Source organism: Streptomyces sp. JLYT201 (assembly GCF_059448825.1).
The window spans coordinates 3,338,802-3,352,410 of the sequence record NZ_CM182551.1 but is presented as its reverse complement, the minus strand read 5'-3'; the positions used below and the strand labels follow the sequence as shown (position 1 = coordinate 3,352,410).

The window sequence follows — 13,609 nt, the reverse complement described above, 5'->3', positions numbered from 1 at the left end:
AATACCTTGGTACGGACCTGAATTCCCCTCACGGCGCGTCGCTCCCGGGAGACCCCGGCGCCCCGGGCGCGGGCACCGCCCTGAGCAGCAGCGCCGACCGGGCCTCCACGGTCACCTCCGCCCCCGCGGCGAGCAGCGTCCCCGGAGCCTCCCGCTGCTCCTCGCGCGCGGTGTCCACCACCACCTCGTACGCGTCGGCCCACGGCGGCCCCGGCAGCGTGAAGCCCACCGCCCGGTCGGCGCCGTGCAGGACCGCAAGGAAGCTGTCGTCGGTCACCTGCGCGCCGCGCGCGTCCCGGCCCGGTATGTCGCGCCCCGACAGATACATGCCGAGCGTCGCGGCGGGCGCGTACCAGTCGGCCTCCGTCATCTCCGTGCCGCGGGCCGTGAACCACGCCAGGTCCCGCAGGCCGTCCGCCGAGTGGGCGCGCCCGGAGAAGAAGGCGCGGCGCCTCAGCACCGGGTGCCGGTGGCGCAGCGCGATCAGCCGCCGGGCGAGCGCGAGCAGACCGCCCCAGCCGGGGTCGTCGCGCAGCTCCCAGTCCACCCAGCTGATCTCGTTGTCCTGGCAGTACGCGTTGTTGTTGCCGCCCTGCGTGCGGCCCATCTCGTCGCCCGCGACCAGCATCGGCACTCCGGTGGAGAGCAGCAGCGTGGTCAGCAGGTTGCGCAGCTGGCGCCTGCGCAGCGCGTTCACCTCGGGGTCGTCGGTCTCGCCCTCGGCGCCGCAGTTCCACGCGCGGTTGTCGTCGGCGCCGTCCCGGTTGCCCTCGCCGTTGGCCTCGTTGTGCTTGCGCTCGTAGCTCACCAGGTCCCGGAGCGTGAAGCCGTCGTGGGCGGTCACGAAGTTCACCGACGCGTACGGGCGCCGCCCGCCCCACGCGTACAGGTCGCTCGACCCGGACAGGCGGTAGCCCAGGTCCCGCACGTCCGGCAGGGCGCCCCGCCAGAAGTCCCGCACCGCGTCCCGGTAGCGGTCGTTCCACTCGGTCCACAGCGGCGGGAACGCCCCCACCTGGTAGCCGCCCGAGCCCACGTCCCACGGCTCGGCGATCAGCTTCACGCGCCGGAGCACCGGGTCCTGCGCGATCACCGCGAGGAACGGCGAGAGCATGTCGACGTCGTGGAAGGAGCGCGCGAGGGCCGCCGCCAGGTCGAAGCGGAAGCCGTCCACGCCCATCTCGCTCACCCAGTAGCGCAGCGAGTCCGTGATGAGCCGCAGCACCTGCGGGCGCACCACGTGCAGGGTGTTGCCGCAGCCCGTGTAGTCGGCGTACCGCCGGGCGTCCTGCTGGAGGTGGTAGTAGGCGTGGTTGTCGACGCCCTTCAAGGAGAGCGTCGGCCCCATCTCCCCGGCCTCCGCCGTGTGGTTGTAGACGACGTCGAGGATCACCTCGATCCCGGCCTCGTGCAGCGCCCGCACCATCCGCCGGAACTCCCCGACCTGCTGCCCGGTGGTGCCGGAGGCCGCATACGCCGCGTGCGGCGCGAAGTAGCCGATCGAGTTGTACCCCCAGTAGTTGCGCAGGCCCCGCCGCAGGAGATGGTCCTCGTGCGCGAACTGGTGCACCGGGAGCAGCTCGACCGCCGTCACCCCGAGGCGTACGAGGTGGTCTACGGCCGCCGGGTGCGCGAGCCCCGCGTACGTGCCGCGCAGCGGCTCGGGCACGTCCGGGTGGCGCATGGTGAAGCCGCGCACGTGCAGTTCGTAGATGACGGAGTCGGCCCACGGGGTCTTGGGGCGGCGGTCGTCGGCCCACTCGTCGTCCGCCGCGTCGTCGTGCACGACGACGCCCTTCGGCACGAAGGGCGCCGAGTCCCGGTCGTCGCGCACGGTGTCCGCCACGTGCTGCTGCGGCCAGTCCCGCACGTGGCCGTACACCTCCGGCGGCAGCGATCCGTAGTCCTGCCCGGGGCCCGCGTCGACCGCGCGCGCGTACGGGTCCAGAAGCAGCTTCGCCGGGTTGAAGCGGGCGCCGGTCCAGGGGTCCCAGCGGCCGTGCACGCGGTAGCCGTACCGCTGCCCGGGGAGCGCGCCGGGCACGAAGCCGTGCCAGATCTCGTGCGTCAGCTCGGTGAGCGGGCAGCGCGTCTCCGTGCCGTCCGCGTCGAACAGGCACAGGTCCACGGCCTCGGCGCCGCCCGCCCACAGCGCGAAGTTCGTGCCCGCCACCCCGTCCGGGCCCACCCGGAAGCGGGCGCCGAGCGGCGTCGGCGCCCCCGGCCACACCGGGCGCGCGGGGGCGGGGCGGACCTTGCCGCCGCGCCCGCCGTTGCGCTCGGCCGCCGCGCCGCCGGGCCTGACCCGGTCCACGGCACGCGCCCCCTTGACTGCCCCCTGCTCGGGTGCACTCGACACCTGTCAGCCTCCCGCGGCTCGGCCCCGTCGGCGTGCGGCCGGGGCATGCGGCGTCCCGGCCGCGGCTCCCCGCCCGACGTCCTTCCCCCTGTTCTGCCCAGCGGGCGCGTCGCACTCACGTTTCCCGGGGCGGGGCAGCCTCGTTGGGCCCGACGTGAGACAGGCAACGAGGCGCGCTCGGCGCGCACGGACCGCGCTGAGGCTCGCGGTGGCATGGACGGCACTGGTACTCGCGGCATCGGGCTGCTCCGGTACGGCGCTCGACGGGGTGCTCGGCCGCCCCCGCTCGCCCGCCGACGCGATCCGGGTCACGCCCGGCGACGGGAAGAAGGGCGTGCGTCCCGAGAAGCACCTGAGGGTGGAGGTGCCGGACGGGCGCCTGGAGTCGGTGCGCGTCGTCCGGTCCCAGGACGCCCAGGAGACCGAGGTGAAGGGCCGCATGTCCGCCGACGGCATGAGCTGGCGGCCCCTGGCGCGGGGCGGGGACGAGAAGCTGGCGCTCGCCGCCAAGTACACCGTGGACGCCGTCGCGCTCGACGGCCACGGCCGCCGCTCCGCGCGCCACACCACGTTCACCACGTACGTCCCCGAGGAGCGCTTCATCGGGTACGTCACCCCGGAGCACCGCGCCACGGTCGGCACCGGCATGATCGTCTCGCTCGAGTTCAACCGCGAGATCACCGACCGCGCCGCCGTGCAGCGCGCCATCCGCGTCACGGCCGAGCCCGCCGTGGAGATCCGCCCGCACTGGTTCGGCAGCACCCGCGTCGACTTCCGCCCCGAGCGCTACTGGAAGCCCGGCACCAAGGTCACCGTGGGCCTGCGGCTGCGCGACGTCGAGGCCGCGCCCGGCGTCTACGGCCTCCAGGAGAAGTCCTTCTCCTTCACCGTCGGCCGCAGTCAGGTCAGCCTCGTCGACGCCGCCGCGCACACCATGCGGGTGCGCCGCGACGGGGAGCCGGTCACCACCGTCCCGATCACCGCGGGCGCCCCGAAGACGACGACGTACAACGGCAAGATGGTGATCACCGAGATGCTGGAGGTGACCCGCATGAACAGCCGCACGGTCGGCTTCGGCGGGGAGTACGACATCCCGGACGTGCCGCACGCCATGCGCCTGACCACCTCGGGGACCTTCCTGCACGGCAACTACTGGGCGCCGAACGCGCCGGGCAACAGCAACGTCAGCCACGGCTGCGTGGGCCTGCGCGATGTGAAGGGCGGCAGTTCCAAGACCCCGGCGGGCTGGTTCTTCGACCGCAGCCTCATCGGTGACGTCGTCGAGGTCGTCAACAGCCATGACAAGAAAGTGGCTCCTGACAACGGCCTCGGAGGCTGGAACATGGATTGGGAGGAGTGGCGGTCCGGGAAGAAGTCAGGGCAGGCACATAACTCCACCAAGGGGGACAAGAAGGAGCGCTCGAGCCGCTGATGCCACCCCCGGCCCGCACGAAGGTCGTAGTTGGAACGGAACGGTGACATTTGGCGGGGAGTCATCGGTGCGGGCCGTGTGGTTATCTGGCGCAGTGCGCGAGACGGAGGGTCTTTCCCGGTCGCGCGGCGACGGATGAGTGCGGGCCTGTCGGGGCCGTGCGAGGGGAGAAGCATCGTGAACGGGCGACCGATATCGGGGGCGTCGGCCCATGCGCGAAAGCGCGCGGGGCGGCGGGGCGCCAGGGGACTGACCGCGGTGGCGTCGGGGGCGACGCTGCTGCTCGTGGCCGCGTGCGGGGGCGGCTCCGACTCGGGGGACGGGGGCGGGGGCGGGGACAAGGCGGGCTCGGACAAGCCGTCCCGGGCCGTCGTGACCATCGCGCCCAAGAACGGCGCGAACGCCGTGGCGACCGACGGGGCGCTGCGGATATCGGCCGCCAAGGGCAAGCTGACGGAGGTCACGGTCAAGGACCCCAAGGGCAAGCCGGTGCCCGGGAAGATCGTCGCGGATGGCGCGAAATGGTCCCCCGAGCGGCACCTCGCCTCCGGCACCAAGTACAAGGTCCACGCGATCGCCAAGGACTCCGACGGCCGCGTCGCGGCCAAGGACTCGTCGTTCACGACGCTCGTGCCGAAGAACACCTTCGTCGGCCAGTTCACGCCGGAGGACGGCACGAAGGTCGGCGTCGGCATGCCGTTCTCGGTGCGCTTCACGCGGGGCATCACCGCGCCGGACGCCGTCGAGAAGGCGATCGACATCAAGACCGAGCCCTCGGTGCCGGTCGAGGGCCACTGGTTCGGCAACGACCGCCTGGACTTCCGCCCCGAGAAGTACTGGAAGCCGGGCACCAAGGTCACCGTCCGGATGAACCTGGACGGGGTCGAGGGCCGCCCGGGCGTCTACGGCAAGCAGGCCAAGACGCTCCGCTTCGAGATCGGCCGCAGCCAGGTCTCCGTCGTCGACGTCAAGACCAAGCAGATGACCGTCAAGCGCGACGGCAAGGTCATCAAGAAGATCCCCGTCACCACGGGCAAGCCCGGGTACGAGACGTGGAACGGCCAGATGGTCATCAGCGAGCGCCTCAAGGTCACCCGCATGAACGGCGAGACCGTCGGCTACGGCGGCGAGTACGACATCAAGGACGTGCCGCACGCCCAGCGCCTGTCCACCTCCGGCACCTTCATCCACGGCAACTACTGGGGCGGCGGCGCCTTCGGCAACTACAACGCCTCGCACGGCTGCATCGGCCTGCGCGACGTGCGCGGCGGCTACGACAAGAACGTCTCCGCGGCCTGGTTCTTCGACCGCTCGATGGTCGGCGACGTGGTGGTCGTCAAGAACTCCAACGACAAGGTCATCGCCCCGGACAACGGCTACAACGGCTGGAACATGTCCTGGGACGAGTGGAAGGCGTAACGCCCCGCGTACTCCTTGACGGGCCCGGCGCACAGTGTGACCAAGTGCACCGGGCCCTTCTGCGCTAACGGCCGCTAACGTGCCCGTCATGACATCTGTGCATCTCGAAGTCGCCGAGGGCGTCGGCACGATCCGCCTCGACCGCCCGCCCATGAACGCCCTGGACATCGAGCTCCAGGACCGCCTGAAGGACCTCGCGGCGGAGGCCACCGACCGCGACGACGTGCGGGCCGTCGTGATCTACGGCGGTGAGAAGGTGTTCGCGGCGGGCGCGGACATCAAGGAGATGCAGAACATGGACCACCGGGCCATGGTGCTGCGCTCCCGGGCCCTTCAGGACGCCTTCACCGCGATCGCCCGCATCCCCAAGCCCGTCGTCGCCGCCGTCACCGGCTACGCCCTCGGCGGCGGCTGCGAGCTCGCGCTCTGCGCGGACTTCCGCATCGCGGGCGACAACGCCAAGCTCGGCCAGCCGGAGATCCTGCTCGGCCTGATCCCGGGCGCCGGCGGCACCCAGCGCCTGCCGCGTCTGATCGGCCCGTCCAAGGCCAAGGACCTCATCTTCACCGGCCGCCAGGTCAAGGCCGACGAGGCCCTCGCCATCGGCCTGGTGGACCGCGTGGTGCCCGCCGCCGACGTGTACGCCGAGGCCCACGCGTGGGCGGCGCGGCTCGCCCGCGGCCCGGCGCTCGCGCTGCGCGCCGCGAAGGAGGCGGTCGACCAGGGCCTGGAGGCGGGCATCGACACCGGGCTCGCCGTGGAGCGCACCTGGTTCGCGGGACTCTTCGCGACCGAGGACCGCGAGCGCGGCATGCGCAGCTTCGTGGAGGACGGGCCAGGTAAGGCTAAGTTCCTCTGAGAACCGGCCAGTTGAGGTCCCGTCAGCCAAAGTTTCCCCCGAAGGGGCGGATTGTCGCAGGCTTAAGAGAGCCTTAAGCCTGCCCTCTTCAAGACGCTCTGCGATCTCCGGTGAGCAAGCGGTCATCGCAGGTCAGGGTGGCTGTACCGAACCTCTAACTGCCCATGGCATATGACGTGCCCGCCCCCTGGAACGGAAGCTTCCGGGGGGCTCATTCCGCCGGAACGGCCCCAATGGGGCCCGGGGGCGGCCATGATGGGGGGCATGGCGGGGCAGGAGGGCTTTGAACAGTCGCGGCGGCGCGCGGGCGCCACCGCGGCGCGGTGGTCTCCGGCGGTGGAGGACGAACACGCCCTGAAGGCACTGGAGTTGTTCGGCAACCCCACCGACGCCGAGGTCCAGCTCCCGTCCCGCCCCGAGTCCGCCGCCATCGCCCGCCGCCTCGCCCAGGTCGTCGTCCTGCGCCACTGGGGCCTGTCGCCCAAGCTCACCGAGGACGTCGTGCTCCTCGTGTCGGAGCTCGTCGGCAACGCCGTGCGGCACACCGGTGCCCGCGTCTTCGGTCTGCGCACGCACCGGCGGCGCGGCTGGATCCGGGTCGAGGTCCGCGACCCCTCGCGCGGCCTGCCGTGTCTGATGCCCGTCCATGAACTCGACATCAGTGGCCGCGGTCTGTTCCTCGTCGACAAGCTCGCCGACCGCTGGGGCGTGGACCTGCTGCCGCGCGGCAAGACGACGTGGTTCGAGATGCGCATCACCGACCGCTAGCGCCCGCGCCCGTCCGGGTGCGCGAAAGCCCCCGGGGCCGTGGGTGGCGGCGCTGTCGGGGGCCTTCGAGCGGGGCCGGGACCGGTGTGGGTGTGGTCCGCAGCCCGTAAGGCGACGTAGCTCGGGTCAAAGAGGGTCGCTTCGTCGACTATGGCAGACGGGGGCCTCCGATCCAAAAGTCCCCATTCGGTCATTCATGGACATAGCATGACAGTTTAGAGGTGAATCCTTGGTGAGATAGAGCACTCACCTTGTAAACGATGGCTAAACACCGCCTGTGAGGGGCCATCGCGAGCCTAAGCGGAATCTCTTGGTCTGGACCGCTCCTCATGTCAATCAGCGGCTTTCGGGGGCCGCCGCCCTATAAATGGGTCGCGTGACTTCGACCGACCGGCGCGGCGCGCTGCGCATCGGCACTGGGCTCGCCCTCACCCCCCTCGCTGGCTGCGCCACGGCGGGAGGCCGTGAGCCGCGCCCCGCGCGCACGCCGCACCGGGGGCCGGCGCCGGGCCCCCGCGCCTTCCCCGGCCTGCCCGTGCAGATCGCGCACAGCCCGCGCGGGCGGCGCGAGGTCGCGCTCACCTTCCACGGCCAGGGCGACCCGGCCACCGCCCGCGCGCTGCTCGGCGAGGCCGAGCGGGCGGGCGCCCGCGTCACCGTCCTCGCCGTCGGCACCTGGCTCGACGAGCACCCCGCCCTGGCCCGGCGCGTCCTGGACGGCGGCCACGACCTGGGCAACCACACCCTGCGCCACCGCACCATCAACAGCCTCCCCGAAGCCGAGGCCTACGCCGAGATCACCGGCTGCGCGGACCGCCTGCGCCGCCTCACCGGCGGCATCGGCAGCTGGTTCCGCCCCTCGCGGGCAGAGCGGGCGACACCGCTCGTCGCCCGCCTGGCCCGGCGCGCGGGCTACCCGCACGTCCTCTCCTACGACGTCGACTCCCTCGACTTCACCTCGCCCGGCGCCCCGGCCGTCACCCGCAAGGTCGCCGCCGAGGTCCGTGCGGGCTCCGTGGTGAGCCTGCACTTCGGGTACGCGGACACGGTCGCCGCGCTCCCCGCCGTCCTGGACGACCTCCACCGCCGCGGCCTGCGCGCCGTCACGACCACGGAGCTGCTCACCTGATGCGACACCTGACTCTGGCCACGCGCGCCGCCGCCCTGCTCGCGAGCGCGGCCGTCCTCACCGCCCTCGCGGGCTGCGGCACCGAGCGCGGGGGCCGCGAGAACAAGGCCCTCGCGACCAAGGCACCCGTCAAGCCCGCCGAGCCGAAGCAGGTCCGGGGCCTGCCCGGGATGCCGCCGGTCCTCGACGCCAAGGACGTCTACGCCGCCGACCGCCCGAACAAGCTCTCCCCGGTGGTCAAGGACTTCCCGTCCCGCGTGTACGTCCCCAACACCAACTCCAACACGGTCTCCGTCATCGACCCGGTGACGTACAAGGTCATCGACACGATCCCCGTCGGCGTCCAGCCCCAGCACGTCGTCCCGTCCTGGGACATGAAGACGCTCTGGGTCAACAACAACCGCGGCCACACCCTCACCCCCATCGACCCCAGGACCGGCGACGCGGGCAAGCCGGTCGAGGTCCACGACCCGTACAACCTCTACTTCACGCCGAACGGCAAGTACGCCGTCGTCATGGCGTCCCTCGACCGCGAGCTGGTCTTCCGCGACCCGCACACCATGGCGCGGAAGAAGACCGTCCCGGTCAGCTGCTACGGCGTCAACCACGCCGACTTCTCCCTCGACGGCCGCTACTTCATCGTCTCCTGCGAGTTCAGCGGCGAGCTCCTGAAGGTCGACACCGAGAAGATGAAGGTCGTCGGCCAGCAGAAGCTGCCCTTCGACGGGGCCATGCCGCAGGACGTGAAGGTGTCCCCCGACGGCAAGAAGTTCTACGTCGCCGACATGATGGCCCACGGCATGTGGGTCCTCGACGGCGACGCCTTCGGCAAGCCGAAGCTCCTGCCCACCGGCAAGGGCTGCCACGGCCTGTACGTCAGCCGCGACTCCCGCGAGATGTACGTGTCGAACCGGGGCGAGGGCACGGTCTCCGTCTTCGACTTCCGCCGGGACGCCCTCACCAAGAAGTGGCGCCTGCCGGACGGCGGGAGCCCGGACATGGGCGGCGTCTCGGCCGACGGCCACACGCTGTGGCTCTCCGGCCGCTACGACTCCGAGGTCTACGCCATCGACACCCGCACCGGCGTCCAGGTGGCCCGCATCCCCGTGGGCGGGGGCCCGCACGGCCTGGCCGTCTACCCACAGCCGGGCCGCTACTCGCTGGGCCACACCGGCATCTTCCGCTGAGCGGCACGGAGGAGCGGCGCCCCCGCCGGGGCCCGCTAGCCCCGGTCGACCAGCCGCCCCAGCGTCACCTCCAGTTCCGCCCGGGCAAGCCGCTCCGCCGCCTCCCCGTCCCCGTCCACGACCGCCCGCACGAGCGCGGCATGCGCCTCGTCCCCGTGGTCGGCCTCCTCCCGGCGCACGTCGATGAGGTCGAGCAGATCGATGAGCCCCTGCCGCAGCGCGGGCACGAACTGGGCGAACAGGTCCGTGAGGACGGGGTTGTGCGCGGCCCCCACCACGGCGGCGTGCAGCGCGATGTCGGCGTCGACGAACGCGGCGTCGCCCCCGCCCGCGGCCGCCCGCCGCGCCGCGAGCGCGGCCCGCAGCGCCGTGACGTCCTCGGGCGTGCGGCGGGCCGCAGCGAGCCGGGCGGCCTGCACCTCGACGAGCGCCCGCACCTCGTACACGTCGCCGATCGCGGCCGCCCGCAGCCGCGTCGGCCAGTCCTCGACCGGTTCGGTGGCGGTGACGAAGACCCCGGCGCCCTGCCGCGCCTGGACGAGCCCCGCCCCGGCCAGCGCGCGCAGCGCCTCGCGGACCGTGGAGCGGCCGACGCCCAGCTCCTTGGCGAGGGTCGTCTCCCCGGGAAGCTTCGCGCCGACCGGCCAGCCGCCCCCGGTGATCTGGTCGCGCAGCCGCTCCGTGGCCTGTTCGACGAGGGGGCTGGGGCGGAGGGCGCCGAGGGGCGGGCGCGGCATACGAGAGGTCACCCCGCGAGTGTACTTGTCTGAGGAGTACTTGTCTGAGGACCTGAGGTCTGCCTAGGGTGGCGGCGTGATCTCGTACCCCTGGAATCCGCAGCGCCCCGGCCCCATGCCCGCGCACCGCTATCTCCCGTACGAAGACCGGGTCGACGTCCCCCGCCCGACGGACCGGAGCTGGCCCTCGGCCAGGCTCACCCGCGCCCCCCTCTGGGTCCCCGTCGACCTGCGCGACGGCAACCAGGCCCTGGCCGAGCCGATGGACACCGCGCGCAAGCGCCGCTTCTTCGACCTGCTCGTGTCCATGGGGTTCAAGGAGATCGAGGTCGGCTATCCGTCGGCGAGCCGGGCGGACTTCGACTTCGTCCGGCACCTGGTGGAGCTCGTGCGCTGCGGAGCCGTACCGGACGACGTCACGCCCGTCGTCTTCACCCCGGCCCGCCCCGAGCTCATCGACCGCACCTTCGAGGCCGTCGACGGGCTGCCGCGGGCCGTGGTCCACCTGTACATCGCCACCTCGCCGGTGTGGCGCGAGGTCGTGCTCGGCCGGGACCGCCCGACGGTGGCCGCCGTCGCGCGCGAGGCGGCGGCGCACATGGCCCGCCTCGCGGACGCGCGCCCGGCCGCCGACATCCGCTTCCAGTTCGCGCCGGAGACCTTCAACCTGACCGAGCCCGACTACGTCCTCCAGCTGTGCGACTCCCTCACCGAGCTGTGGGACGCGAGCCCGGACCGGCCCGTCACGCACAACCTCCCGGCGACCGTCGAGATAGCCACGCCGAACGTGTACGCCGACCAGATCGAGTACATGCACCGCCACTTGGCCCGGCGCGACAGCGTCATCCTGTCCGTGCACCCGCACAACGACCGCGGCACCGGCGTCGCCTGCGCCGAACTCGCGCTGCTCGCCGGGGCGCAGCGCGTCGAGGGCTGTCTGTTCGGCAACGGCGAGCGCACCGGCAACGTCGACCTGGTGACGCTCGCGCTCAACCTGTACGCGCAGGGCGTCGACCCGATGCTGGACCTGTCCGACGTCGACGCGGTCCGCGAGGTCGTCGAGCACTGCAACCGCCTGCCCGTGCACCCGCGCCACCCGTACGCGGGCGACCTCGTGCACACCGCGTTCTCCGGCACCCACCAGGACGCCATCGCCAAGGGCCTGGCCCGCCACGCCGAGCGGGCCGCGGAGCTGGGCGTCGAGCCGGGCGACGCGCCCTGGAGCGTGCCGTACCTGCCGATCGACCCGGCCGACGTCGGGCGCTCGTACGAGGCCGTGATCCGGGTCAACTCCCAGTCGGGCAAGGGCGGCACCGCGTATCTGCTGCGGACGCGCCACGGGCTCGACCTGCCCGCGGGGATGCGCCCCGACATGGCCCGCCTGGTGCAGGAGGCGACCGACGGCAGCGGCCGGGAGGCCGGCCCTGACGAGCTGTACGAGCTGTTCCGCACCACGTACCTCGCGCCGGGCCGGGCGGGCTCCGGCGGCGCGGTGGCGGTCCTGGCCTGGACCGCGGACACCTCCCCGGACGGCCTGCACCGCTGTGTGTGCACCCTGGAAGTGGACGGGCGCCCCGGGGACTTCGAGGGCGTCGGCAACGGCCCGCTGTCGGCCTTCGTGGCCGCGCTCGGCGCGGCGGGCGTCGCCGTCGACGTGCTCGACTACAGCGAACACGCCCTCGCCGCGGGCGGTACCAGCGAGGCGGCCGCCTACGCGCGCTGCCGCGTCGGCGGCGCCGACGTCTGGGGCGCGGGCGTGGACACCTCGCTGCTCACCGCGTCGGTGCAGGCCGTGGTGTCGGCGGTGAACCGCGGCCTGGAGCCCCGGCCGGCCCAGGACCCCGCGGCGGCGACGGCATGACGGCGACCGGCCCGGCCGCGCTCGCCGCCCCGGCGACGGCGGGACCCGCTCCCCTCCTGCGCGCCGCGGCCGTCGCCGTGGTCCGCGACGGCCGCCGCATCCTCGACGACGTCTCGCTCACGGTCGGGGCCGGGGAGCACTGGGCGCTGCTCGGCGCCAACGGCGCGGGCAAGTCCACCCTCCTGAGCCTGCTCGGCGCCCTGACGCACCCCACGCACGGCACGGTGGACGTCCTCGGCCGCCGCCTCGGCACCGTCGACCTGAGGGAGCTGCGCACGTACCTGGGGCACGTCGACCCCCGCCATCCGCTGCGCTCCCCGCTGCCCGTGCGCGAGGTCGTCCTCACCGGCCTGACCAACAGCGTGGCCCGGGTACCGCACTGGCAGCCGTCGCGGGCCCAGCGTGAGCGGGCCGAGCGGCTGATCGAGGCGCTGGGCCTGACCGCCCGCGCCGACGCCCGCTGGCCCACGCTGTCGCAGGGCGAGCGCGGCCGGGCCCTGATCGCCCGCGCGCTCATGCCGGACCCGCGGCTCCTGCTCCTGGACGAGCCCGCCACCGGGCTCGACCTGCCGGGCCGCGAGCGGCTCCTCGACAGCCTCGACGCGCTGCGGGCCGCGCATCCCCGGCTGGCCACGGTCCTCGTCACCCACCACCTGGAGGAGCTGCCCGCCGGCACCACGCACGCCGTGCTGCTGCGGGAGGGGCGGGTGTTCGCCTCGGGGGCCGTACGGGACGTGGTGACGAGCGAGCTGATCAGCGCGTGCTTCGACCACCCGGTACGGGTGGAGCGGCGCGCGGGGCGGTGGGCCGTGCGGGGCGCCGGGTACGGGGTGTGAAACGTCGGACGGGCCAGGAGAGTCCTGGCCCGTCCGGTGGTGCGAGGTCTGCTCAGGCCTTGTTCAGGCTGGCCCAGAACTCGTCGAAGGAGAGCAGCTTGTCGCCGTTCAGGTCCTTGGACTTGATGATGGCCTCGGCCACCGACTCGGTGACGTGCCAGTCCCCCATCTGCGCCATGGCGGTCTTGTACTCCGCCGCCGTGATGTAGCCGTCGCCGTCCGCGTCGAACCGGTCGAACTGCTTGCGTGCTTCCTCGATGTCCGCCACCGGGTCCGCCCCTTCCTCGTGTCCTACTGACGGGGGTTAGGGTAACGGCCGGTCCGGGTGACGATTGCAAGGAGTACGGCCATGGCCAGCGCACCGGCGTCACTCGACGCCGTCCTCAGCGCCGCCGCGCGCGGGGAGTTCCCCGCCGCCGACGGCAGCACCACCGTCGTGCCGCAGCCGTCGCCGCGCGACGCCGGGGTCATGTCGTTCACGGCGCACACCGTCGTCTTCACCGACGAGGACCCCCAGTGGGTACGCGCCACCGTGGCGGGCATCGGCTGCGACCCGCTGGCCGCGACGATGAACCCGGGCTTCCTCACCGCCTTCGGGCAGCGGACCGGGCTCGCGGTCGACACCATCGACCTGGTCACCGTGGCGTCCGCCGTGCCCGGACCACCGGACCCGGCCCTCGGCCTGCGCGCGCTCGACGACCCCGACCACCCCCGCGTGGCCCGGGCCCTCAAGCGGCGTGATGACGTACGGGTGTGGACGTCCGACGCGGGCGGCGTCGTCGTCCTCGGGCGCGGGGTCGCGGGGCGCTGGGAGGTGTCCGTGGAGGTCGACGAGTCGGCACGCCACCGGGGCCTCGGACGGGCGCTCGCCTCGGCGGCCCGCGCCCTCGTGCCGGGCGGCGGCACGGTGTGGGCCCAGCAGGCCCCGGGCAACGCCCGCAGCGTCCGGGCCTTCCAGGCGGCGGGGTTCCGCCCCGTGGGCGCGGAGGCCCTGTTCTTCGCCCGGTAGCGGGGCGTCCCGG

At 73.1% G+C, this 13,609-nt stretch carries 12 protein-coding genes; 9 read left to right on the top strand and 3 right to left on the bottom strand.

The features are described 5' to 3' along the window. Nucleotides 1–28 precede the first annotated feature (28 nt). Nucleotides 29–2,359 (bottom strand): glycogen debranching protein GlgX, encoded by a 2,331-nt coding sequence (gene glgX, locus AC5WAM_RS13300; protein WP_495522704.1) that lies wholly within the window; start codon nt 2,357–2,359, stop codon nt 29–31. Nucleotides 2,360–2,567: 208 nt separating this feature from the next. Here glgX and AC5WAM_RS13295 point away from each other — a divergent pair, with 208 nt between their 5' ends. The 6 genes from AC5WAM_RS13295 (at nt 2,568) to AC5WAM_RS13270 (ending at nt 9,153) form a co-directional block, all read left to right on the top strand. Beyond that, nucleotides 2,568–3,791 (top strand): L,D-transpeptidase, encoded by a 1,224-nt coding sequence (locus AC5WAM_RS13295; protein WP_495522703.1) that lies wholly within the window; start codon nt 2,568–2,570, stop codon nt 3,789–3,791. A 177-nt stretch (nt 3,792–3,968) separates the two neighbouring features. Then, nucleotides 3,969–5,210, top strand: coding sequence for a L,D-transpeptidase (locus AC5WAM_RS13290; protein ID WP_366790136.1), 1,242 nt, complete (start codon nt 3,969–3,971; stop codon nt 5,208–5,210). Nucleotides 5,211–5,298: 88 nt separating this feature from the next. Beyond that, the gene (locus AC5WAM_RS13285; RefSeq protein WP_495522702.1) at nt 5,299–6,069 is read left to right on the top strand and encodes an enoyl-CoA hydratase/isomerase family protein; all 771 of its coding nucleotides are present in this window, start codon (nt 5,299–5,301) and stop codon (nt 6,067–6,069) included. A 264-nt stretch (nt 6,070–6,333) separates the two neighbouring features. Beyond that, nucleotides 6,334–6,837 carry an ATP-binding protein gene (locus AC5WAM_RS13280; protein WP_030676216.1) on the top strand — a complete coding sequence of 168 codons (504 nt, stop codon included), beginning with the start codon at nt 6,334–6,336 and terminating at the stop codon, nt 6,835–6,837. A 376-nt stretch (nt 6,838–7,213) separates the two neighbouring features. After that, nucleotides 7,214–7,966, top strand: a complete 753-nt coding sequence (locus AC5WAM_RS13275; RefSeq protein ID WP_366790134.1) for a polysaccharide deacetylase family protein — start codon at nt 7,214–7,216, stop codon at nt 7,964–7,966. Further along, complete coding sequence (locus tag AC5WAM_RS13270) at nt 7,966–9,153, top strand: YncE family protein (RefSeq protein ID WP_495522701.1); 1,188 nt, start codon at nt 7,966–7,968, stop codon at nt 9,151–9,153. Before AC5WAM_RS13275 ends, AC5WAM_RS13270 begins: the two co-directional genes overlap by 1 nt. 35 nt (nt 9,154–9,188) lie before the next feature. Here the strand turns inward: AC5WAM_RS13270 and AC5WAM_RS13265 are convergent, their stop codons facing one another. Continuing rightward, nucleotides 9,189–9,890 carry a FadR/GntR family transcriptional regulator gene (locus AC5WAM_RS13265; protein WP_366790209.1) on the bottom strand — a complete coding sequence of 234 codons (702 nt, stop codon included), beginning with the start codon at nt 9,888–9,890 and terminating at the stop codon, nt 9,189–9,191. 115 nt (nt 9,891–10,005) lie between these two features. Here AC5WAM_RS13265 and leuA point away from each other — a divergent pair, with 115 nt between their 5' ends. Both leuA and AC5WAM_RS13255 read left to right on the top strand, forming a co-directional pair. Further along, a complete protein-coding gene (gene leuA, locus AC5WAM_RS13260) occupies nt 10,006–11,751 on the top strand; it encodes a 2-isopropylmalate synthase (RefSeq protein ID WP_495523576.1) in 1,746 nt (581 codons plus the stop codon). Then, a complete protein-coding gene (locus AC5WAM_RS13255) occupies nt 11,748–12,587 on the top strand; it encodes an ABC transporter ATP-binding protein (RefSeq protein ID WP_495522700.1) in 840 nt (279 codons plus the stop codon). The genes leuA and AC5WAM_RS13255 overlap by 4 nt, the downstream gene beginning before the upstream one ends. A 52-nt stretch (nt 12,588–12,639) precedes the next feature. Here AC5WAM_RS13255 and AC5WAM_RS13250 read toward each other — a convergent pair whose 3' ends face one another. Next, on the bottom strand, nt 12,640–12,855 hold the full coding sequence (locus AC5WAM_RS13250; RefSeq protein ID WP_366790131.1) for an EF-hand domain-containing protein: 216 nt from the start codon (nt 12,853–12,855) through the stop codon (nt 12,640–12,642). A gap of 81 nt (nt 12,856–12,936) precedes the next feature. Here AC5WAM_RS13250 and AC5WAM_RS13245 point away from each other — a divergent pair, with 81 nt between their 5' ends. Next, nucleotides 12,937–13,596 (top strand): GNAT family N-acetyltransferase, encoded by a 660-nt coding sequence (locus AC5WAM_RS13245; RefSeq protein ID WP_495522699.1) that lies wholly within the window; start codon nt 12,937–12,939, stop codon nt 13,594–13,596. The last annotated feature ends 13 nt before the right edge of the window (nt 13,597–13,609 follow it).

What these genes read in the sequence shown, in the direction of transcription:
- AC5WAM_RS13285 (WP_495522702.1), top strand. Translation starts at nt 5,299, where the DNA reads ATGACATCTGTGCATCTCGAAGTCGCCGAGGGCGTCGGCACGATCCGC.
- AC5WAM_RS13280 (WP_030676216.1), top strand. Translation starts at nt 6,334, where the DNA reads ATGGCGGGGCAGGAGGGCTTTGAACAGTCGCGGCGGCGCGCGGGCGCC.
- AC5WAM_RS13270 (WP_495522701.1), top strand. Translation starts at nt 7,966, where the DNA reads ATGCGACACCTGACTCTGGCCACGCGCGCCGCCGCCCTGCTCGCGAGC.
- AC5WAM_RS13265 (WP_366790209.1), bottom strand. Translation starts at nt 9,890, where the DNA reads ATGCCGCGCCCGCCCCTCGGCGCCCTCCGCCCCAGCCCCCTCGTCGAA.
- leuA (WP_495523576.1), top strand. Translation starts at nt 10,006, where the DNA reads ATGCCCGCGCACCGCTATCTCCCGTACGAAGACCGGGTCGACGTCCCC.
- AC5WAM_RS13255 (WP_495522700.1), top strand. Translation starts at nt 11,748, where the DNA reads ATGACGGCGACCGGCCCGGCCGCGCTCGCCGCCCCGGCGACGGCGGGA.
- AC5WAM_RS13245 (WP_495522699.1), top strand. Translation starts at nt 12,937, where the DNA reads ATGGCCAGCGCACCGGCGTCACTCGACGCCGTCCTCAGCGCCGCCGCG.